Genomic DNA, 20,212 nt, shown 5'->3' with positions numbered 1-20,212 from the left:
TTTTATTTTGCAGCTTTTTTAGATTCTGGTAAATAATGAATAATTACACGTTGGTTTTTGTTTAGATACTTTTTAGCAACATTGCGAATATCTTCTCTTGTTACAGATTGATAAACTTTCAATTCTTCGTTGATTTTATTTGTATCTCCGCCCAACATATAAGCATCCGCTAAAGCATGTGCAATGTTTTGAACACCCGATTTTGAAGCCACAAAACTATTTTCAATTCCATTTAAGATTTTTTGGTAATCTTCTTCAGAAATCAAATTTGTTTGAACTTTTTCTATATCTTGTTGTAAATCTCCTTCTAATTTATCCAAAGAAACTTCTCCTTGAGGTAAAATTCCGATTGAATAAATTCCGTAATCTTCCATTTGACGATTGAAAGCAAATATTTGTAATGCTTCTTTTTTCTCGTCAACATATTTTTTATATAAAACTGATGATTTTCCACCTGTTAAATAGCTTGATAACATTTCTAATGCATAAGCATCTTTTGATTTGTTATCTGGCGTACGATAATTAATCGCCAATAAAGGAATCTGAATATTTGCATCATATTCTGTTGCACGAATTTCTGATGTAATTGGATCTTCCTTCTCAACAGTTTTCACAACATCTTTTCCTCTTGGAATTACACCAAAATATTTCTCAATTAATTTCTTTGCTTCGTCTTTATTAAAATCACCCGCAACAACTAATACAGCATTATTTGGCACATAAAAAGTTTGACTAAAGTGTTTGAAATCGTCTAATTTTGCATTACTCAAATCCTCAAAAGAACCAATTACACTCCAACGGTAAGGATGTTTTTTGAAAACATGAGGATTAACCGCTTCTCCGTACGAAAATTTACCATAAGGTTGATTGTCTAAACGAGAACGTTTTTCTTCTTTTACAACTTCTTTTTGTGTATCGACGCCAATTTGATTGATGATTGGTTGACGCAAACGATCAGATTCCATCCATAATCCTAATTCTAAATTATTTGATGGAAAAGTTTCGTAATAATATGTTCTGTCCGTTGTTGTATTCGCATTGTTAGAACCTCCATGAGAAGAAACAATTTTGAACCATTCACCTCTCTTAATATTCTCTGTTCCTTCAAATAATAAATGCTCAAAAAAGTGTGCAAAACCTGTTTTACCAACTTGCTCATCTTTCGAACCTACGTGATACATAACACCTGTTGTAATAACTGGAGCAGAATTATCTTGATGAAGGATAACATGCAATCCGTTTGCTAGAGTATACTCATCAAATTTTATTTGCTGACCAAATAATGCTGATCCTGCAAATAAGATAGACATAAAAATTTTCTTCATTTAGTATTTTTTAAGTTTTTATCTATTATGCTTATGTAACATTAGTAGCAGTTTTTTTGAAAATGTTACACCAAATTTGCATAATAATTAAAAAAAGTAAAATAATACACGTCTATTGATTTAGTAGGCATTTGTATTAATTTACAACAATATTTCATAATATACCTATAGTAATTGTTATTGTATTTGCTATAGATTTGTAAAAATCGAGAGAAAAAAATGGATTTTATAGAGTTTTTTGGTTTTGTAGGTGCCTTCTTCATCGGACTAATTATGGGAGTTCTTGGTGGTGGTGGATCTATTTTAGCCGTTCCTATTTTAGCGTATATTTTTCATTTCGACGAAAAAATTGCTACTGCTTATTCATTATGCATCGTTGGATCGACAGGATTGATTGGAGGAATAAAGCAAGCTTCGCAAAAAATGGTTGATTGGAAAGTCGTTTTTCAATTTGGATTACCAGCTGTTGTTGGAATTACATTGGTTCGTGCATTTTTAATTCCTGCCCTGCCAAGTAATTTATTTTCTATAGGCGATTTTATCGTCACACGTCGAATGGCAATGTTTGGTTTATTCGCTATTCTGATGGTTTTCGCAGCTATTTCTATGTTAAAAGGGAAGAAAGAAGAACAAATTAATCAGAAAAATGATAAGCTAAATCCTCTTTTATTAATTCAAGGATTTTTAATCGGAGGATTAACAGGAATGGTTGGTGCTGGCGGTGGTTTTTTGATTGTTCCGGCATTAATGATGGTTGCAAAATTAGATATGAAAAGAGCTTCGGCAACTTCGTTGGTAATTATTGCCATCAATTCACTTATCGGATTTTTTATTGGTGATGCTTTACACATCAAAATTGATTGGAGTTTTTTGAGTGTTTTCATTGGAATTTCTATGGTTGGAATTCTTGTCGGAACCTACATCAACAAATTTTTACCAGTACAATTTCTAAAACGAACATTTGCAATCTTCATTATTTTAATGGCAATTTTTATGTTCATCGAAGAATTTATAATTCAATAATTTAAAGTATGGAACTGAACGAAAATTTTTGGAACGATAAATACATCACAAATCAAACTGGTTGGGATTTAAAAGCTCCTTCTACTCCACTAAAAGAGTATATCGATCAATTGGAAGATAAAAATATCAGAATTCTGATTCCAGGTTGTGGAAATGCTTACGAAGCAGAATATCTTTTGGAACAAGGTTTTACGAATATTACATTGATTGATATTTCGGAAATTGTAGTCGAAAAAATCAAAGAAAAATTTAAACATAATCCCAATATCAAAGTTCTTCATCAAGATTTTTTTGAGTTAGATGGTGAATTTGATTTGATTTTAGAACAAACTTTTTTCTGTGCATTAGATCCAAAATTACGTCAAAGCTATAGTATCAAAATGAATGAACTGCTAACCGAAAACGGAAAATTAGTTGGTGTATTATTCAACAGAGAATTCGGAAATGAAACGCCTCCTTTTGGAGGTGATAAAACTGAATATCAGACGTATTTCAATGATTATTTTGATTTCAAAGTCATGGAAAATTGTTACAATTCTATTCCGCCAAGAGCTAAAACCGAATTATTTATTAATCTAAAAAAGATTGCCAAATAACCTATGATTTCATTCATAAATTTTAAGTTAACTATCAATCTTATTTGAGTTTAAATAGAAGAAAAGTATCAGAATTCATCCATCAGAGGAAAATTCTAAATTTAAATATTTGTATTTTTACACACTAAATCATTCTTATGAAAATTGAACAAATTTACACCGGATGTCTTGCGCAAGGTGCTTATTATATAGAAAGCAATGGTGAAGTTGCAATTATTGATCCGTTGAGAGAAACACAATCTTACATCGATCAAGCGACAAAAGACAATGCAAAAATCAAATACATTTTCGAAACGCATTTTCATGCAGATTTCGTTTCAGGACATGTAGATTTGGCGCAAAAAACTGGTGCTACAATTATTTATGGTCCAACTGCGGAACCAAATTTTGATACACATATCGCAACTGATGGCGAAGTTTTTTCTTTAGGAAATATAACTATTACAGCTTTACACACACCAGGTCATACCATGGAGAGTACAACGTATTTATTGAAAGATGAAAACGGTAAAGATTATGCAATTTTTACAGGAGATACTTTATTTATTGGTGATGTTGGTCGTCCAGATTTAGCTCAAAAATTAAATACAGACTTAACGCAAGAAAAATTAGCTGGTTATTTATTTGATTCTTTACGAAACAAAATTATGCCTTTAGCTAATGATATTATCGTATATCCTGCACACGGAGCGGGTTCTGCTTGTGGAAAAAACATGAGTAAAGAAACTTTTGATTCGCTAGGACATCAAAAAGAAGTGAATTATGCTTTGAATCCTTCTATGACAAAAGAGGAATTTATTACTGAATTAACTTCAGGATTAATGCCTCCTCCATTCTATTTTCCAGAAAATGTAATGATGAACAAATTGGGTGTTGAATCTTTGGATGTAGTGAAAGAACGTGCGAATAAAGCTTTATTTCCAGACGAATTTATGCAAGTTGCGGAAGATACAAATGCGTTAATTTTAGATGTTCGCGATCCTCAAACTTTTGCAGCTGGATTTATTCCAAACTCCATCAATATTGGAATTAGAGGAAATTTTGCACCTTGGGTTGGTACATTAATCACAGATATCAAACAACCAATTTTGTTAATTGCAGAAATTGGTGAAGAAGAGGAAGCGGTAACACGTTTGGCTCGTGTCGGATATGACAATGTAATCGGATTTTTGAACAATGGTTTCCAAGCTTGGGTTGAGGCTGAAAAAGATTTCGATGAAATTGTTTCGGTTTCTCCAGAAGAGTTTGTAGAGTTAGTTGATGAAACTGAATTAAAAGTTTTGGACGTTCGTAAGCCAGGTGAATATGAAACTTCTCACGTAGAAGGTGCAATTACAGCTCCTTTAGATTTCATCAATGAATCTATGAAATTAATCGATCCTGAAGAAACCTATTTAGTACATTGTGCAGGAGGATATCGTTCAATGATTTTCTCTTCAATTTTACGCGCTCGTGGTTACGAAAATTTGATTGACGTTGCTGGAGGTTTTGGTAAAATAAAAGAAGTTGAAGGTGTTAAAATTGTAGAAGGAACTTCGCCTTGTCAATCAGGAAATAATTCTTGTTCAACGAAATAAACAATTTATTTTAAATAATAACGTTATAGCCTTGGGATAATCAAGGCTTTTTTTATATTCGTCATCTAAATTCATCCAATGAAAAAATTGTTATTCATCGCCTCTCTTTTTACATGTATTACCGCTTTTGCTCAACAGAAAATACATGGAGCTGAATCGTTTGCGTTAACTATTCCAAAAGATTTTCAACGTACAGTTGGGTTAAATGATTATGCAACTATTCAATTTGAAAGTCTTGCTCCAAAGCCGAATTCGTATGGATTTGTGATTTTTGAACACAAAGATGAATTAAAATTGGCAGATTCTAATTTGGATATGATTGATTATACGCTAAATTCTATCGAGCCATATAAAACACAAAAAGGGTTTAATTATATCAAAAAACCTTATGTTGCCTACGAACAGGGATTCAATTATGCTTATACCGAATTTGAAACAAATGATCCCGAATCTGGACATATTTATTTCTTGCAAACTGTAATCGAAACGAAAGAATTTGTCTATCAGATTTTACAATATTGCAGTTTCGAAAATCAAGAAATAATGAAAAGCGATTTTGTCAAAATTGTAAATAGCTTCAAAGTAGAATAATCAACAAAAACCACCCTATTTCGAAAGGTTTTTGTTTTTCTGTTCAATCCAAAGTGACATATATTTTGTACTTTGATGATGATGATGTTGCAAAATTTGACCAATAAAATTTTGATTTCGATGTTGGATTAAATTTGCTTCAATCGATTTAATTTTCTCTAAAAAATCAGCTTCAAATTTATTTTTATTGTAATTCTCGTTCAGAATTTTGATTCCATTTTGTTGAGCAATTTCCCACTCTTTCTCATTATTGTAAAGCAAAATAGCTTTCTCCACAAACGCTTCAAAATCATCTTCTACAAAACCATTCCAATCAAAATTATCTTTCATTGCTTCTGCTCCAATCGTAGTCGTAACCGAAGGAGTTCCAGTTTGCATTGCATCCACAAACTTTCCTTTTACACCAGCGCCAAAATTAATCGGCGCCAACAAAACTTTGTAATTTGACATCGTTTCTTGCGCATTTTCTGCTCTACTTTTGATCAAAAATCGTTCGGAAGGATTATTTAATTGCAAAACTTTTTGCGTTGCATAAGCACCATAAATATGTAATTCAGCTTTCGGAAGTTTCTTTCTCAAAATTGGCCAAATTTCTTTTTTTAAGGTCTGAACACAATTAAAATTAGGTTCATGAATAAAATTTCCGATAAACATAAAATATTCTCTTTCTTCAAAACTTTTCCAAGAATTAATTTTTTCTTCTGTAATTTCATTTTCTAAAAAAGGCAAATAATACAAGATTTTTTCATCAATTTTAAATTGATTTTGTAGAATTTCTATTTCCTTTTTCGAAATCATCAACGATAAATCACAGCGTAAAATAGACGCTATTTCTCGTTTTGCTAAATCAGAAAACAATAAATCTTCTGTAAATTCTATTCCTTTTTTAGCTGCTTCTTGTCGCGCATTTCGTAAAAAATGTAAATCTTCTGTATCCAAAATCTTCAACGAATTTGGACATTCTTTCGAAACGCGCCAACCATATTGTTCTTCAATCATAAAACGATCAAAAAGAACAATTTCAGGATTTAATTGTTTAATAAAATTATCAAAACTTTCATCATTTAACTGAATTACAACTTCTTTTATTCCTTTCAAAATCAAATCAAAACTATAATCAGATTTTGAAGCAGCGCAGGCAAAAGTTATCTCAAATTCAGCTTTTTGGAAACAATCAATTAACTGAATCATTCGAGTTCCTGCCGCAGAAGAAGTTGGTTCTGGCCAAACTTGACCAATGATTAAAAGTTTTTTCATCCCACAAAATTACACTTTCTGTTTCTTAATTGGAAGATTAAATATTATACACCCAATTTGGCTTATTTTAATGTAAATTTGCAGCTAAAATTATATAAAATGTCTTATCAAACTGTTTTTGAAGAATTTTTCGGGCAAGTAAAATCAAGTATCAAAGAAGGAACTTTTGCAAAACTTACAATGGCCAAAACTATTGGAGATACTGATCTTAAAAATATATTTGTTCGTTTACATCTTTTAGAAAATAATGAGTACAATTTTGCCTTCACATTTCGTTATAAAACCGAAGAAGTTGAGCAATTTCATAGTGTTGAACAGACTTTTTTAATTTTGAGTTCTTACATCAAAAATCCATTTACAAATGCTTTATTATTTACAACTGAAAAAGATTTGATTTTTAAAGTGAACAAAAAAAATGCAGCAAGTTTGACGGAACAAGCACCAACTTTCAAACATGCATCGGATGTGATATTAGAAATGATTGAAAAGAAAATCATTTAATAGACGATTTTTCACATTCAATCTTTAAACAATATAATTTCGTAAATTTGGACTTAATATTTTTCGAAAAATGCTTGGATTAAAACTTTTGACAGACCCACGTTGGGCTGATATTGCGGAAAGAAATTTAGAAGAAATTTTAACAGATCATGCGTGGTGTGAACAAAAAGCGGCGACAAACGCGATTACCATGATTGCGTATAATTCTGAACATGACGAATTTATTCAGGAAATGTCGGATATTGCAATCGAAGAAATGCAACATTTCAAAATGGTTGTAGAAATTATCGAGCGTCGTGGATACAAATTAGGTCGCGAGCGAAAAGATGATTATGTTGGTCAATTGATGAAATTTTGTAAAAAAGATGGTTCTCGAAATATGGCTTTTGTTGATCGTCTATTATTTGCAGCGATGATTGAAGCAAGAAGTTGTGAGCGTTTCAGAACATTATCTCAAAATATAAACGACGAAGAATTAGCAAAGTTTTACTATGATTTGATGGTTTCGGAAGCGAATCATTACACAACTTTCTTAAATTTTGCTCGAAAACTTTCAACTGATGTTGATGTGGACAAACGTTGGAAAGAATGGTTGGATTTTGAAGGAAATTTGATTCAATCTTACGGAAATAAAGAAGCTATACACGGATAGAATTTAGATAATAAAAAAGTGAAATCAAGATTTGATTTCACTTTTTTATTCGACATAAATCAATCGACAAGGAACGTCCAAATCTTCCGTCAAATAATAACTACAACACAAGCGATGATAACCATCTGCAATGATTAATTCGTTCGCAGATCTTACCAACAAAATTGGAGAAAGCTTTTTATTTGCTTTTATTTTTTTGAAATTCTCTTGAACATGTCTATTTTCCAAAGGAAGCAAACTCAATTTACTCGCTCTAAAAATATCTTTGGATTTCTTGATGATTGTTTCGGCTTTCGATAATTTATTTGTAAGTGAAGTAGCTATTTCAGGCTTAAAAATTAATTCCAAATAATCTTGCGCAGCAGGAAAATCGTGATCTTCCGGTTCATCTAACCAAATATTTTTGTCATCTGTTAGGTTTTTCATGCTAATTAAAATTGATAGGTTTTTATAATTTTATCATCTAATAATTGCTTCATCAACATTTTATGTTGTTTACTTTTACCTCTAACCAACCAAGTTGTAGAAACATTTCCATCTGTAGCATGTTGCTTAGCAACCGAAAATTTTAAATCAAATTTTTTAAATAATGTTTGACAATATTCATATTCCTCTTTCGACTTTGTCAGAATTGTATAATATTTAATTTTATGGTAATCATCAATATAATTTTGAAGATAAGTTAATCCAACCAAAATAATCAAAACGATAACACTTCCCAATAAACCTAAATAAACATACCCCGCTCCAATACACATTCCCAACGATGCAGTCGCCCAAATAGTAGTTGCGGTCGTAATCCCTGCAACTTTATTATCGTCCTTAAAAATTACTCCGGCTCCTAAAAATCCAATTCCCGTAATGATATTTGCAGCCAATCGATCAGGATTTCCTACTCCAATTCGGATCGAAAGAATTGTAAACAAACAGGAACCAAAACTAACTAAAATGAATGTTCGTAAACCGGCAGATTTGTTGCGATATTCTCTTTCCGTACCGATCAAAACGCCAATTATAATCGATATACAAATTAAAATCAATTCATTTTGAATCGAATTCGCTAAAAATTCTTCCATAACAGAATATATAACATTAAATATACAAATTTGATCTTTTATTAACTATCCTATATCAATTTAAATCTAAAATTCTATACGTAAATTTGACTAAATCTAAAATAGTATGGAATTAGGAATAGGAATGTTTGGCGATCTACATATTGATCCTAAAACTGGTTATACACAAACTCCTCAACAACGTATGAGTGAGATTATAGAAGAAGTAAAATTAATGGACGAAATTGGATTAGATTTCTTTGGAATTGGAGAACATCATCGTCCTGATTACGCAGTTTCTTCTCCAGAAATTATTTTGGCTGCTTTGTCTACAGTTACAAAAAATATTAAGTTGGGAAGTGCCGTTTCTGTCATCAGTTCTACAGATCCCGTAAAGTTGTATCAAGATTTTGCTAGTGTTGACAATTTATCGAATGGTCGTGCTGAAATTATGGCTGGACGCGGTTCATTCATCGAATCTTTTCCTCTTTTCGGTTATGATTTAAACGATTACGATGCTCTTTTTGATGAAAAACTTCGTTTACTTTTAGATTTAAATAAAAACGAAGTAATCAATTGGCGCGGAAAATTTAGAATGCCAATTATTAATCAAAGTGTTTATCCAAAGCCTGTGCAAGAAAAACTACCTATTTGGATTGCTGTTGGCGGAACAAAATCATCAATTGTACGTGCTGCAACATTAGGTTTACCTATTATTTTCGCGATTATTGGAGGCAATCCTGCTGATTTTAACTATCTGTTCGAAATTTATAAACAAGTTTATATCGAAAATGGTCATGATATTAAAACGATGCAAATTGGCGTTCACATGCACTCTTTTTTTGGAGAAGATAGCGAAAAAATTGCAGAAGAATATTTTCCAATTTATGGTGCACAAATGAATAGAATTGGAGCAAGTAGAGGTTGGCCAAAATATACAAAACCACAGTTTGACTATGGACGTTCTACAAATGGACATTTGATTGTTGGAGACGCTTCTTTAGCGGTTGATCGTATTTTGAAATATCAGGAAATGTTTGGTTTAACTCGTTTTTCTGCACACATGGACGTGGGAGCGCCAAATCACTTGGATATGATGAAATCTATCGAAATTTTTGGAAAAGATATTCTACCAAAAGTGAAAATGTAACAAAATAAATTTAATTTATAATGACAAAAGACACGATTCGTTTTCGTGTCTTTTTTTATTTTTCGTTAAAATTGAATGAATGAAGAAAATATTAGCCTGTTTTATTGTTTTAGCCAACTTCGGTGTGCATGCACAAGAAAGTAATTTTAGAACTTGGAATACCTTAAATATCAATCAAAAAATCAATAAAGATTTTAATTTTCAGTCGGATATACAATATCGTTCGTACGAAGATTTAGATCAGTTACAACAACTTTTGATTCGTGGAGGAATTGGTTACAACTTAACCGAAAATAACAATACAATTTTAGCTGGTTACGCCTACATTCAAAACAGAACTCCTACTGCTACAGACGATTATGCTCATAGTCACGAACATCGTTTGTATCAACAATTCAATACAAAACATGCTTTACAACGTTTTAATTTCGCGCATCGCTTTCGTGTCGAAGAACGCTTTTTAGAAAATGATACACAATTTAGATTTCGTTATCAATTGACTGCAACTGTTCCGCTAAATAATGCCAAATTAATCGAAAACACGTGGTATTTGAAAGCGTATGATGAGATTTTTCTACAAGCTGTAAAAGATAAAACGTTTGATAGAAATCGACTTGGTTTAAGCTTTGGTTACGTTATTTCGCCAACTTTTAGTTTAGAAGCTGGTTATATGTTACAAAGTCTTAAAGCATCTCATACCGATCATTTGATGATTGGATTGACAGTTAATAATCTGATAAAATAGTCTTATCTTGGTTAGGATAATTTACACTTGATTATATGAAAGTCAAGCTAAATGGAAAAACAAAAGTAAAATGCACTATTTTTATTAATTACTAATATAATTAATCTAATCAATAATTTTAATTACTTCATAAAAAAATAAGACCTCTTTAGTCGAAACTAAAGAGGTCTTATTTAAAAATATTTTTTCTAAGCAAAACTTATCAAATCTTCGTAGGCTTTTTTTGCCCCTTCAAAAACTTGTTGTTGCTCTTCTTCAGTTGTAAATTCTTGATTAATATAACCAATAAAAGTTTTCCAGATTTGACCAAGGTTTTCGCCGTAATGTCCAAAATAATTGAAACTTTTATTCTCTAAAAAAGGATACTTTTTCAGTGTTTTTGCAATTACATTTCCGCCAAGCATAGAACCTTCTATCACATACAAAGCTCCAATTGCTTCGTCTCTATTTCGAAGCTCGAATTGTTTTGGTACATTCAATTCTTCTAAACCTAACTCATTGATATCTTGTTCAATCAAAGACAATTTATTCAATTTTGTCAACGTTAAATTTTTTAAATCTTTGTCATTCAAAAATTGTTTGATAGAATCTTCATAAGATTTTAGAAAAATATGATTAACCTGCAACATTTTATAGTAATTTTTATCTGTAAATGTGCTGTTAAACAATTTATTCGACTCTAATTTATCTTCAATTTCTTTGTGATAAACCGCTGTTTTTTCTTTTAAATAATCAGATAGCATTCGTTAGATTTTTTTTAAATGTTAATATAAAAGTTGTTCCTTCTCCTACTCTACTCTCAAAAGATATACCACCATTCATTCTATCCATCATTCTATGCGCAATCGAAAGTCCAACTCCGTTTCCAGAAATGTTTCCAGTGTTAGACATTCTGCTAAATAGCTTGAACATTTTATTATAATCTTCTTCTTTTATACCAATTCCGTTATCTTTTATTTTGAAGATAACTTCTTTATTATTGATTTCAGATGATATTTCAATCTTTGGATGTTTTGCTTGAGAGGAATATTTTATTGCATTACCAATAATATTCAGAAAAACCTCATAAAACATCGTTTTATCTCCCAAAACATTATGTATTTCTTCTACAACAACTTCAGTATTGTTAATTTTATAATACAACAAAACATCGTGTATAATCTTTTCTATGATTGGCTTTGTTTCGATTGTAGACAATACAATTTCTGATTTTTTAGCTTTACTCAACGCCAAAAGATCCTGCATCATTTGTGTCATTCGATCAATTTCTTCAATAACACTTTTTAATCGATCATTTTTAATTTCATCATCTTTCAAACTTCGTTGAAGCATCTGACAATTCAATTTCATCACCGATAATGGTGTACGTAAATCATGAGAAACTGTATAGGTAAACGAGTCTAATTCGTCATTTATTTCTTTTAATTGTTCATATAAACTATGAATTTTGAAAGACTGTAAATGAAGTGTTTCTATAATTAACTTAATCACTTCTTTCGCAACATATTTCTCCTTATCTAACCAAATAAACGATTTATTCTTAATGTTCTCTTGCCAAATTTTGAAAGAAGTTCGAGGAGAAAAACTGTGTATTTCATCACCATTTATAACATCTACATTTTTAATTTTACTTGGTTCTCCAGCCCAATTTAAGGTTTGAACTTGTTCTTTTTTGAACCAAATAATAAAATGTTCGTAAGTTTGATTTAGAAAACAAAACATTACACCAGCCGAACTTGGACTAAGCCTAAGCTCTTGTCCATAATCTAGATAAAAAGTATTCGAGGTAAATAAACGTGCTGAGTTTCTTTTAAATGCCCATTCTTTTATTCTCAAAATTTCTTCTTTATCTGGCGTTTCGCCTTCTACAAAAACATCGTCAAAATTAACCAATGCAATTCCATCTGCCTTTGTAAGATTAAGAACCTCTTTTAGATTATTGTTCATTGATTGCTGAAGATTTTCTTCTGTTAAAAGATTCTCTTTCAATTTAATCGCTGTTTCGTTAAAATGATTTTGGAACTTTAATCGTTCAGTTGATTTAAAATTCACATAAGTCAACCTTGCTTGACGCGTCAATAATTCGGTTTGCAAACGAACTTGATTTGGAATAAATTTTGGCTTGGAATTCTGACATGCTACAATTCCCCACAATTTTTCGTTAATTACAATAGAAATAGAGAAACTTGCTTCACAATTAGCATTGCGTAAATACTGTAGATGTATTGGAGAAAGTGCTCTAACAGAAGAGTACATCAAGTTTATTTTTTGATAATTCTCATTACCAATTAAAATGATTCTTTTACTGTCTACATCTGCAACCAAACGGCTTTTTTTCTCTAGATACAGTTGACGTGCTTGTTTAGGAATATCAAATTCGGGAAAACGCAAACCCATATAAGAACCTAATCCCTTATCAATTTCTTCCGCTATAACAACGCCACTACCATCTTCCAAAAATTTATACAACATTACTCTCTCGTAATGAATCAAGCTCTTGATAGATGAAATTAACAAATCCCAAGTTAAGCTTATAGACTTAGAGTACAGAATTTGTTCAGAAAAATTATAATAGGCTAATCTATTTTCTAAAATAATTAATTCTTCTAACTCTAAATAAATCAATTCATCAAAATGATAAACTGTTAAATGATAGGTTTTTGAATTAACTTTTGTATTAGTTCGGTAAAATTCACCTTGTTCTAAATTCAAAACCTCATCAAAATCAAGCTCAAAATCATGAAGTTGATTAATATGTTGGCTTAATATCTTTTCGGTAGAAATTTCAAATAATTCATCAATATTTTGAGAAAAAAATTCAATTTGATGCGAATTTTTATGAATTCCTATCAAATATCCAAAAGGTTGAATTTCGTTGAGAAACTGAATTTCTTCGTCTTCACAATTTTTGATGATTTGGTTGGTCATATAAATGGTTTAGGAGTAATTATGAATCTAAGTTAAAATTTATTTTTTAATCTTCTTGCCTTTTAATTTTCAGAATATAATTTTCCAACTCTAATTCATCGGTATCCACTAATTCGAAATCACTAAAATGAGTTAAACTTTTCTCAAAAAATGCTGTAACTTTTTCTTTTTCTAACGATGGGTGAACCTTGATTCCGTTGAATTTTATGTTCTTCATATAGACATAAAAATCGTAATCAAAATCGGTTTCTCCTAAATACGTATTAGCAATTTTCCCTTTCCATTTGATATCAAAAACACCAAATTCTTCTGTATCTAGAAACGTAATTTCGTGCTGTGCAACCGTGTCATTTCCTAACATCGAAATACCAAAAGCAAGGTTTTCAGGTTCGTCCAAATTCACTGGAAGTGAATCAATTTCGAATGTTTTTCTATTCAGTTGATTAAAATCTAATTGTGCTTCGTTTTCAATCTTTATTCCTTTGTTGTTCCAATATGTACTCGAGATGATTGCGTGATCATAATTAATCCAAAGTTGCTTTTCGGCATTCTCTTGAGAAATGTCATCTATTTCATCCAAATCATCTTTATATTCTTCTTCTTCGTCATAATTATCTGACTCTAAATGAAGATCCATCCAAAGGTCAAAATTTTCATCAAGGCGAGCACTCCAAACAAAATCTATTACTTTGTGTCCGTTTGTAAATGGGCTATTCGAAAAATATATTTTGTTATTATCCTTACTCATAAATTGGGTTTTGACTTATGTTTTTGAATTTACAACGATTATTCTACTCTACAAAATTTAAAAAAATAATTGGTTCGTTTATTAGATATTGTCATTGATTTTCAAAGAAATAAAAAAAGTGCAATTTCTATAGAAATTGCACTTTTAAATTATAGTTATGATTTATAAATCAATTGAATTACAAGGTTTCTTTTAACCATTTGAAAAATTCTGTATGCCAAATCACAGAATTTTGTGGTTTTAATACCCAGTGATTTTCTTCAGGGAAATAAATAAAACGAGATTTGATTCCTTTCAATTGTAAAATTTGATAAGCCTCTTGCCCTTGTCCCATTGGCACACGATAATCATGACCTCCAACATAAATTAACATTGGCGTATTCCATTTATTTACTAATTCTGTACTACTTGGATCAAATTTAGAGTACGTTTTTTGCGCAGCTTTGTTATTTGTTTCCCACCAAGCGCCACCAGCGTCCCAGTTTGTAAAGAAAATTTCTTCTGTAGTTCCGTACATCGATTTCAAATCGAAAACACCATTATGTGCAATAAAAGATTTGAAACGACCTTCGTGAATACCTGCTAAATAATAAACAGAATATCCTCCGTAAGATGCACCAACAGCACCACGACGATCTTTATCTACATAATATTCCTTCGAGATATCATCAATCGCAGCCAAATAATCTTGCATTACTTGTCCTCCCCAATCTTTAGAAATTTGCTCATTCCACTCTACTCCATGACCTGGCATTCCACGACGGTTTGGCGCAATTACAATATACCCTTGTGCTGCCATTAATTGGAAATTCCAACGAGGAGAATAAAATTGAGTTAAAGCAGATTGTGGTCCACCTTGACAATACAATAAAGTTGGGTATTTTTTATTCGGATCGAAATTTGGCGGATAAATTACCCATGCAAACATTTCTTTTCCGTCTGTTGTTTTAATTTTACGTGCTTTTACATCACTCAACGCAATATTATCGAAGATATCTTTGTTTTCGTTTGTTAATTGAGTTAATGCTCCAGATTTCAAATCAACTACATAAATTTCTGCAGCGTGATTGATATCTGTTTTTGTAACAATTGCTTTATTACCAACAATTTCTTTGATGTCTGCAATGTCAAAATCACCTTTTGTAATTTGTTTGATAAAAGGCATTTTTCTCATTTTGAAGTTTACATCAACCTCAAATAATTGAATTGTTCCTCCTACTGGTGCATTGAAATAAATTTTGTTACCATCATTGCTCCATTTATAACCTTGTACGGTTCCGTCCCAATGTTTTGTAATATTCATTTCGATATCACCACGACGAACGATTAAGTCATTTTTATCTGCCTCGTAACCATCGCGCTCCATGCTCAAAAACGCAAAATCTCCTTGAGAAGAAAAACTTGGTGTATTGTCATAACCCATTTTTCCTTCCGTGATATTTTTCGTCGTTTTCGTTGCTAAATCGTATTGATAAATATCTGTATTTGTGCTTAATGCGTAATCTGTTCCGAATTTCTTCTTAGAAACATACAAAACTTTTGTTCCATCTGGCGTCCAAACAAATTCTGAAACAGAATATGGTTCGTCTTTTAAAACATCAATTTTAGTTGAACCTTCTTTATTTTCTGACACAAATAAATGATCGTAATTTCCATCATTCCAAGTATCCCAATGTCTGTAATTTAATTCATTATAAATCTGCACATTCGATTTGTCCATTTCTGGATAATAATCAGAACCAAAAACCTTTTGTAATTTAACTTTATCAGTTTCTGCTTTATATTGTTGAGATTTATTCAACGATTCATCAGCCAAAAGCGTTTTATAATCTTCGATTTCCGAAGCTTTTCCTCCTGCCAACGAAATCATATATGTTTTCGATGTGTCTTCTTGTGTTTTTACGTTAGTAGAAGTTACTTTATAAATCAGATTTTTTTGATCTTTCGTTACTCCAACTGGAGCTACTTTTTTTACTTGCCAAAGAAGTTCTGGCGTCATTACTTTTTGTCCCATTGCTGTTGTCGATATCAAGATACTTGCGACTAATACAGAAAATCTATTCATGTTAATTTCAAATCTAAATAATTGTAAAAGTAACAATTCTTTATGGAGAAAGGTAAAATTTATAATTAAAAAAAGACATCATCCAGTACAAATTGTACTTAAATGATGTCTCCGCTAATAATTTTTTTCAAATCGTCTAATCGATTCTTAAAATTAGGCTATATATTTTATATTAAACTACTTAATTAAAAGTTTAACTTATTTTTATGAGTAAAAACTGGAATAATTGCTCCAAAAACTAAGTTTTGTTGGGAGAACACAATATCCTGTTTTGCTTTATCAGCTTTGTTTGCAGTTGTACGAATATCACTCAAGTTAGCATATCCACCCTTTAATTCGGCCTGTACAAAGAAATAATCCCAAAAAGTAAAGTTAATCCCAACCATTGCAGCTGTTGCAAAACCTGCTAAGTGAAACTCATCATAACGTTCATTACCCATCAATTTTACGTTAGAACGTGGATATAAAATCCCTGCTCCCAAACCAGCTGTTACGTTAACATCGATTCCTTTTCCATTTTTTGTGATTGGGAAATGTTGAATATTATCAAAACGACGAACCTCTAAATTAGCATAGTTCAAACCATCTGTATGCTCAAACGTTAAGAAATCTTCTGTTAATTTTTGATCGACATTATTATATGTTCCATCGTAATCTGAACCTGTATTGATGTGACCATTCATTTTTACAACTTGATCTTGATCCATCACATATTTCATGTGGTCAATCCCGAAAGAGATATTCCAATTATCCGAAACAAAGTAACCTAAACGGAAGTTATATTGCGGAATCGTCATAGAACTTGGATTGAAATACTTGATTCCAAAGGAAGTTTGACGGTCATGAGCTGCTACATTATCCAACGTAAAATCGTATCCATCTCCTTTGAACTGAATATCTGATTTTGTATACTGCGCGTGATTCCAACCCCAATAAATATAAAATTTACCTTTATTATTTTTTCCTTGCCCGAAAGTAGTTGCAACCAAAGCAACTAAAAACATTACACTTATATACTTTCTCAAAATTTAACTTTTTGCAAATCTATTCTTAAAAAAATTGAGTAAAAATGATTTATGATATCAATTTTATATCTAGACAATATTTAAAATCAATAAACATTGTTAAGCGTCATAAAATAAAATGATAAATATTTATTAAAAATGATATCCTCTATTTTGTAATTAAAAATTAAAATATATTTTTGTGACATAATGAAAGACTACCTGATAAAACATAGCATCGGAATTTTTTTCACGCTTCTTTTGGTGTTCAGTACGAACATGCAAGGGTTGGCGGGCTATATGGATTATCAGATGAGATTGGAGCAGCAAGACGAAAAAGATTCTTCTGACAATGATCAAAAAGCTTTGTTTTCTCAAACTTCAACTGAAGAAGAAAATAATCAGAAAAATTCTTCGAGCGAAATTACAGAAAAAATACATTATTTCCACGAAATAAAATTGTTTACATTTTTTAATGTGAAACAAATTACATATTCGGATTTTCATCATTCTAATGCATATGCATCTTTAGATAATGGTGTGACAACTCCACCTCCTGAATTAGTTTAATTTTTTAATTGATTTTTTGCATCATCCTATTCAAATCTATTGAATGGATAGCAAATTTATTTTTATCATTTCAAATTATTAAATAATTCATTTTAAAACTATTATGAATCTTTTTCAAAATTGGAAAAAGGACATACCTGCGAGTATTGTTGTCTTTTTCGTAGCATTGCCTTTATGTTTAGGTGTTGCGTTGGCCAGTGGTGCGCCTTTATTTGCCGGAATTATTGCGGGAATTGTAGGAGGAATTGTTGTTGGTCTTATTTCTAAATCTCAAATTGGTGTTTCTGGTCCTGCGGCTGGTTTGGTCGTTATTGTATTAACTGCTATTACAGATTTGGGTGCTTACGAACTATTTTTAGTCGCGGTTGTTATCGCCGGAATTTTTCAAATATTACTAGGTATTCTAAAAGCCGGAGTTATTGGTTATTACTTTCCATCTTCGGTGATTAAAGGAATGTTATGTGCGATTGGTATTTCAATTTTCTTGAAACAAATTCCATTAGCGTTAGGCTATACAGAAACATTTAGTTTTAGTAATTTTAGTTTAGATTTTATCACGCCAGGAGCCATTATTATTACAGCAATCTCTTTATTTATCTTGATTGTTTGGGATAATATTTTAGGAAAAAAATCAAACTTTTTCAAATTATTACCAGGATCATTAGTAGCTGTATTAGTAGGTATTTTGTACCAAGTTACAATTGGTGATACCAACCACGAAGTATTTTCTATCGACCACAATTTATTAGTAAAAGTTCCTGTTCCTGAAAGTGTTTCAGATTTCTTAGGACAATTTACTATGCCCGATTTCGCCTCTGGATTAACAAATCCTATGGTTTGGCAAGTTGCATTTACCATCGCAATTGTAGCGTCATTAGAGACTTTATTATCTGTAGAAGCAACTGATAAATTAGATCCTTTAAAGCGTCAAACACCTACAAATCGAGAATTGATTGCACAAGGTGTCGGAAACTCTTTAGCTGGTTTAATTGGAGGTTTACCTGTTACGCAAGTTATTGTACGTTCATCTGCAAATGCAATGAGTGGCGGGCTTACAAAACTTTCTACAATTACGCACGGTGTTTTATTATTAGTGAGTGTGATCTCTATTCCAATGTTTTTAAATTTAATTCCAAATGCGGTTTTAGCTTCTATTCTATTGGTTATTGGATACAAATTAGGTAATCCGAAACAATTCTTGGATATGAAAAAATTAGGAAAAGATCAGTTAATTCCGTTCGCAGTAACAGTTATTGCAATTTTGGCAACAGATTTATTAAAAGGTATCATCATTGGTCTTATTGTTGGTGTAGTGGTTTCGTTAATCAAATCTTACAATAACTCGCACGTAATGTTGGTAAAAGAAGGAAATGTTTTCCATATGAATTTTGCTGAGGAGGTAACGTTTGTAAACCGCGGTGCAATTGTAAAAGAATTAGATGGTTTGAAACCTGGTTCTAATCTTGAATTAGATGTTAGAAAAACTCGTATTCTAGATTATGATATTATCGAATATTTAGATGAATTTAAAGTAAAAGCAAAAAATAATAATATTAATATTCGACTAATTTCCGAACGTGGAACAGTAGATAATCCTCCATCGTTTAGAGAATTCTTTGGTTACGTTTTAGTAGCTGGAGCGCATTAATCTGTAAAAAACATATAAAAATTAAAACACACACAATAAAATTAAATATAATGAAAGCACATACATCAGAAACTCAAGCAACAACAACTCCAGATAAAGCGTTAGAATTTTTAAAAGAAGGAAATGCAAGATTTGTTCAAAATTTAAAAGCGAACAGAGATTTACTTTCACAAGTGAATGACACAAGAGAGGGACAATGGCCGTTTGCGGTTGTTTTAAGCTGTATTGATAGCCGTACTTCTGCGGAACTTATTTTCGATCAAGGTTTAGGAGATATTTTTAGTGTACGAATTGCTGGTAATTTCGTTAATCAAGATATTTTAGGTTCGATGGAATTCGGAACAAATGTGGCTGGCTCTAAATTGATTGTTGTCTTAGGACACTCTAAATGTGGCGCTTTGAAAGGCGGATTAGACGCTGAAGCAATTCACAAAACTGGAATGAATAATTTGTGTCATTTGGTTGATCATTTCAATCCAATTATCGACGAAATTATAAAAGATGGTGAAGAACGTTCTTCTAAAAATGCAGATTTATTAGAAAGATTAAATCACCAAAACGTTATACAAACAATAGAAGATATTCGTAACCAAAGTACAACCTTGAATACCTTAGAAAAAGAAGGGAAAATCAAGATAATAGGTGCAAACTACTGTGTAGATTCAGGCGTTGTAACTTGGTTATAAAACAATTAATTCTTTAGATATTTTTTAGTAATGTAAAAGCCACTCTACGAGTGGCTTTTGTTATTTAATTGGCAATATCCAAAAAACTGTG

Annotated in this window: 20 protein-coding genes; 11 read left to right on the top strand and 9 right to left on the bottom strand. The window is 31.2% G+C overall.

What is annotated here, in order from left to right; translation table 11 throughout:
• Positions 1 to 2: 2 nt before the first annotated feature.
• Positions 3 to 1,325, bottom strand: a complete 1,323-nt coding sequence (locus B4E59_RS09665) for a M16 family metallopeptidase (protein WP_219035009.1) — start codon at positions 1,323 to 1,325, stop codon at positions 3 to 5.
• A 219-nt stretch (positions 1,326 to 1,544) separates the two neighbouring features.
• Between B4E59_RS09665 and B4E59_RS09660 the strand changes: the two genes are divergently transcribed.
• The 4 genes from B4E59_RS09660 to B4E59_RS09645 all read left to right on the top strand — a co-directional run bounded on the left by B4E59_RS09660 (position 1,545) and on the right by B4E59_RS09645 (position 5,112).
• On the top strand, positions 1,545 to 2,348 hold the full coding sequence (locus B4E59_RS09660; protein ID WP_219035008.1) for a sulfite exporter TauE/SafE family protein: 804 nt from the start codon (positions 1,545 to 1,547) through the stop codon (positions 2,346 to 2,348).
• An 8-nt stretch (positions 2,349 to 2,356) separates the two neighbouring features.
• Positions 2,357 to 2,944: a methyltransferase domain-containing protein gene (locus tag B4E59_RS09655; RefSeq protein WP_286496266.1), complete on the top strand. Its 588-nt coding sequence runs from the start codon at positions 2,357 to 2,359 to the stop codon at positions 2,942 to 2,944.
• Between the two features lie 137 nt (positions 2,945 to 3,081).
• Positions 3,082 to 4,521 carry an MBL fold metallo-hydrolase gene (locus B4E59_RS09650; RefSeq protein ID WP_286496268.1) on the top strand — a complete coding sequence of 480 codons (1,440 nt, stop codon included), beginning with the start codon at positions 3,082 to 3,084 and terminating at the stop codon, positions 4,519 to 4,521.
• A gap of 78 nt (positions 4,522 to 4,599) precedes the next feature.
• On the top strand, positions 4,600 to 5,112 hold the full coding sequence (locus tag B4E59_RS09645) for a hypothetical protein (RefSeq protein WP_180906231.1): 513 nt from the start codon (positions 4,600 to 4,602) through the stop codon (positions 5,110 to 5,112).
• 15 nt (positions 5,113 to 5,127) lie between these two features.
• Here the strand turns inward: B4E59_RS09645 and B4E59_RS09640 are convergent, their stop codons facing one another.
• Positions 5,128 to 6,369, bottom strand: coding sequence for a glycosyltransferase (locus tag B4E59_RS09640; protein ID WP_291052694.1), 1,242 nt, complete (start codon positions 6,367 to 6,369; stop codon positions 5,128 to 5,130).
• A gap of 99 nt (positions 6,370 to 6,468) precedes the next feature.
• Here B4E59_RS09640 and B4E59_RS09635 point away from each other — a divergent pair, with 99 nt between their 5' ends.
• Together B4E59_RS09635 and B4E59_RS09630 are read left to right on the top strand one after the other, a co-directional pair.
• Entirely contained in the window at positions 6,469 to 6,870 is a 402-nt protein-coding gene (locus B4E59_RS09635; protein ID WP_219035005.1) for a hypothetical protein, read from the top strand.
• A gap of 70 nt (positions 6,871 to 6,940) precedes the next feature.
• Positions 6,941 to 7,522: a MiaE family protein gene (locus B4E59_RS09630; RefSeq protein WP_115001228.1), complete on the top strand. Its 582-nt coding sequence runs from the start codon at positions 6,941 to 6,943 to the stop codon at positions 7,520 to 7,522.
• A 45-nt stretch (positions 7,523 to 7,567) separates the two neighbouring features.
• On the opposite strand, the gene B4E59_RS09625 is transcribed toward B4E59_RS09630, so the two are convergent.
• Complete coding sequence (locus tag B4E59_RS09625) at positions 7,568 to 7,948, bottom strand: hypothetical protein (protein ID WP_286496269.1); 381 nt, start codon at positions 7,946 to 7,948, stop codon at positions 7,568 to 7,570.
• Between the two features lie 5 nt (positions 7,949 to 7,953).
• Positions 7,954 to 8,598, bottom strand: a complete 645-nt coding sequence (locus tag B4E59_RS09620; protein ID WP_291052691.1) for an MgtC/SapB family protein — start codon at positions 8,596 to 8,598, stop codon at positions 7,954 to 7,956.
• A gap of 106 nt (positions 8,599 to 8,704) precedes the next feature.
• Between B4E59_RS09620 and B4E59_RS09615 the strand changes: the two genes are divergently transcribed.
• Both B4E59_RS09615 and B4E59_RS09610 read left to right on the top strand, forming a co-directional pair.
• Complete coding sequence (locus tag B4E59_RS09615) at positions 8,705 to 9,727, top strand: LLM class flavin-dependent oxidoreductase (protein ID WP_219035004.1); 1,023 nt, start codon at positions 8,705 to 8,707, stop codon at positions 9,725 to 9,727.
• 79 nt (positions 9,728 to 9,806) lie between these two features.
• On the top strand, positions 9,807 to 10,472 hold the full coding sequence (locus B4E59_RS09610; RefSeq protein ID WP_286496271.1) for a DUF2490 domain-containing protein: 666 nt from the start codon (positions 9,807 to 9,809) through the stop codon (positions 10,470 to 10,472).
• A gap of 188 nt (positions 10,473 to 10,660) precedes the next feature.
• Here the strand turns inward: B4E59_RS09610 and B4E59_RS09605 are convergent, their stop codons facing one another.
• From B4E59_RS09605 to B4E59_RS09585, 5 genes are all read right to left on the bottom strand, one after another.
• Positions 10,661 to 11,215 carry a biliverdin-producing heme oxygenase gene (locus tag B4E59_RS09605; protein ID WP_291052686.1) on the bottom strand — a complete coding sequence of 185 codons (555 nt, stop codon included), beginning with the start codon at positions 11,213 to 11,215 and terminating at the stop codon, positions 10,661 to 10,663.
• Complete coding sequence (locus B4E59_RS09600; protein WP_291052683.1) at positions 11,205 to 13,400, bottom strand: ATP-binding protein; 2,196 nt, start codon at positions 13,398 to 13,400, stop codon at positions 11,205 to 11,207. The genes B4E59_RS09605 and B4E59_RS09600 overlap by 11 nt, the downstream gene beginning before the upstream one ends.
• Positions 13,401 to 13,446: 46 nt before the next feature.
• Positions 13,447 to 14,148, bottom strand: coding sequence for a hypothetical protein (locus B4E59_RS09595; protein WP_291052680.1), 702 nt, complete (start codon positions 14,146 to 14,148; stop codon positions 13,447 to 13,449).
• A gap of 178 nt (positions 14,149 to 14,326) precedes the next feature.
• A complete protein-coding gene (locus tag B4E59_RS09590; RefSeq protein WP_291048113.1) occupies positions 14,327 to 16,213 on the bottom strand; it encodes a S9 family peptidase in 1,887 nt (628 codons plus the stop codon).
• Positions 16,214 to 16,398: 185 nt separating this feature from the next.
• Positions 16,399 to 17,238: a hypothetical protein gene (locus tag B4E59_RS09585; RefSeq protein ID WP_260509658.1), complete on the bottom strand. Its 840-nt coding sequence runs from the start codon at positions 17,236 to 17,238 to the stop codon at positions 16,399 to 16,401.
• 189 nt (positions 17,239 to 17,427) lie between these two features.
• Here B4E59_RS09585 and B4E59_RS09580 point away from each other — a divergent pair, with 189 nt between their 5' ends.
• From B4E59_RS09580 to B4E59_RS09570, 3 genes are all read left to right on the top strand, one after another.
• Positions 17,428 to 17,787 carry a hypothetical protein gene (locus B4E59_RS09580; protein WP_125350206.1) on the top strand — a complete coding sequence of 120 codons (360 nt, stop codon included), beginning with the start codon at positions 17,428 to 17,430 and terminating at the stop codon, positions 17,785 to 17,787.
• Positions 17,788 to 17,890: 103 nt separating this feature from the next.
• The gene (locus B4E59_RS09575; protein WP_038333625.1) at positions 17,891 to 19,435 is read left to right on the top strand and encodes a SulP family inorganic anion transporter; all 1,545 of its coding nucleotides are present in this window, start codon (positions 17,891 to 17,893) and stop codon (positions 19,433 to 19,435) included.
• 50 nt (positions 19,436 to 19,485) lie between these two features.
• Entirely contained in the window at positions 19,486 to 20,121 is a 636-nt protein-coding gene (locus B4E59_RS09570) for a carbonic anhydrase (protein WP_280051755.1), read from the top strand.
• Positions 20,122 to 20,212 lie beyond the last annotated feature (91 nt).

This window comes from Empedobacter sp. UBA2044 (genome assembly GCF_002333005.1).
GTDB classification, from domain to species: Bacteria; Bacteroidota; Bacteroidia; order Flavobacteriales; family Weeksellaceae; genus Empedobacter; species Empedobacter falsenii_B.
The sequence above is the reverse complement of the archived record's forward strand: the minus strand, read 5'-3'. Positions and strand labels throughout refer to the sequence as shown.

What these genes read in the sequence shown, in the direction of transcription:
- B4E59_RS09645 (WP_180906231.1), top strand. Translation starts at nt 4,600, where the DNA reads ATGAAAAAATTGTTATTCATCGCCTCTCTTTTTACATGTATTACCGCT.
- B4E59_RS09640 (WP_291052694.1), bottom strand. Translation starts at nt 6,369, where the DNA reads ATGAAAAAACTTTTAATCATTGGTCAAGTTTGGCCAGAACCAACTTCT.
- B4E59_RS09610 (WP_286496271.1), top strand. Translation starts at nt 9,807, where the DNA reads ATGAAGAAAATATTAGCCTGTTTTATTGTTTTAGCCAACTTCGGTGTG.
- B4E59_RS09630 (WP_115001228.1), top strand. Translation starts at nt 6,941, where the DNA reads ATGCTTGGATTAAAACTTTTGACAGACCCACGTTGGGCTGATATTGCG.
- B4E59_RS09615 (WP_219035004.1), top strand. Translation starts at nt 8,705, where the DNA reads ATGGAATTAGGAATAGGAATGTTTGGCGATCTACATATTGATCCTAAA.
- B4E59_RS09570 (WP_280051755.1), top strand. Translation starts at nt 19,486, where the DNA reads ATGAAAGCACATACATCAGAAACTCAAGCAACAACAACTCCAGATAAA.
- B4E59_RS09595 (WP_291052680.1), bottom strand. Translation starts at nt 14,148, where the DNA reads ATGAGTAAGGATAATAACAAAATATATTTTTCGAATAGCCCATTTACA.
- B4E59_RS09590 (WP_291048113.1), bottom strand. Translation starts at nt 16,213, where the DNA reads ATGAATAGATTTTCTGTATTAGTCGCAAGTATCTTGATATCGACAACA.
- B4E59_RS09665 (WP_219035009.1), bottom strand. Translation starts at nt 1,325, where the DNA reads ATGAAGAAAATTTTTATGTCTATCTTATTTGCAGGATCAGCATTATTT.
- B4E59_RS09580 (WP_125350206.1), top strand. Translation starts at nt 17,428, where the DNA reads ATGAAAGACTACCTGATAAAACATAGCATCGGAATTTTTTTCACGCTT.
- B4E59_RS09600 (WP_291052683.1), bottom strand. Translation starts at nt 13,400, where the DNA reads ATGACCAACCAAATCATCAAAAATTGTGAAGACGAAGAAATTCAGTTT.
- B4E59_RS09635 (WP_219035005.1), top strand. Translation starts at nt 6,469, where the DNA reads ATGTCTTATCAAACTGTTTTTGAAGAATTTTTCGGGCAAGTAAAATCA.
- B4E59_RS09620 (WP_291052691.1), bottom strand. Translation starts at nt 8,598, where the DNA reads ATGGAAGAATTTTTAGCGAATTCGATTCAAAATGAATTGATTTTAATT.
- B4E59_RS09660 (WP_219035008.1), top strand. Translation starts at nt 1,545, where the DNA reads ATGGATTTTATAGAGTTTTTTGGTTTTGTAGGTGCCTTCTTCATCGGA.
- B4E59_RS09625 (WP_286496269.1), bottom strand. Translation starts at nt 7,948, where the DNA reads ATGAAAAACCTAACAGATGACAAAAATATTTGGTTAGATGAACCGGAA.
- B4E59_RS09650 (WP_286496268.1), top strand. Translation starts at nt 3,082, where the DNA reads ATGAAAATTGAACAAATTTACACCGGATGTCTTGCGCAAGGTGCTTAT.
- B4E59_RS09655 (WP_286496266.1), top strand. Translation starts at nt 2,357, where the DNA reads ATGGAACTGAACGAAAATTTTTGGAACGATAAATACATCACAAATCAA.
- B4E59_RS09575 (WP_038333625.1), top strand. Translation starts at nt 17,891, where the DNA reads ATGAATCTTTTTCAAAATTGGAAAAAGGACATACCTGCGAGTATTGTT.
- B4E59_RS09605 (WP_291052686.1), bottom strand. Translation starts at nt 11,215, where the DNA reads ATGCTATCTGATTATTTAAAAGAAAAAACAGCGGTTTATCACAAAGAA.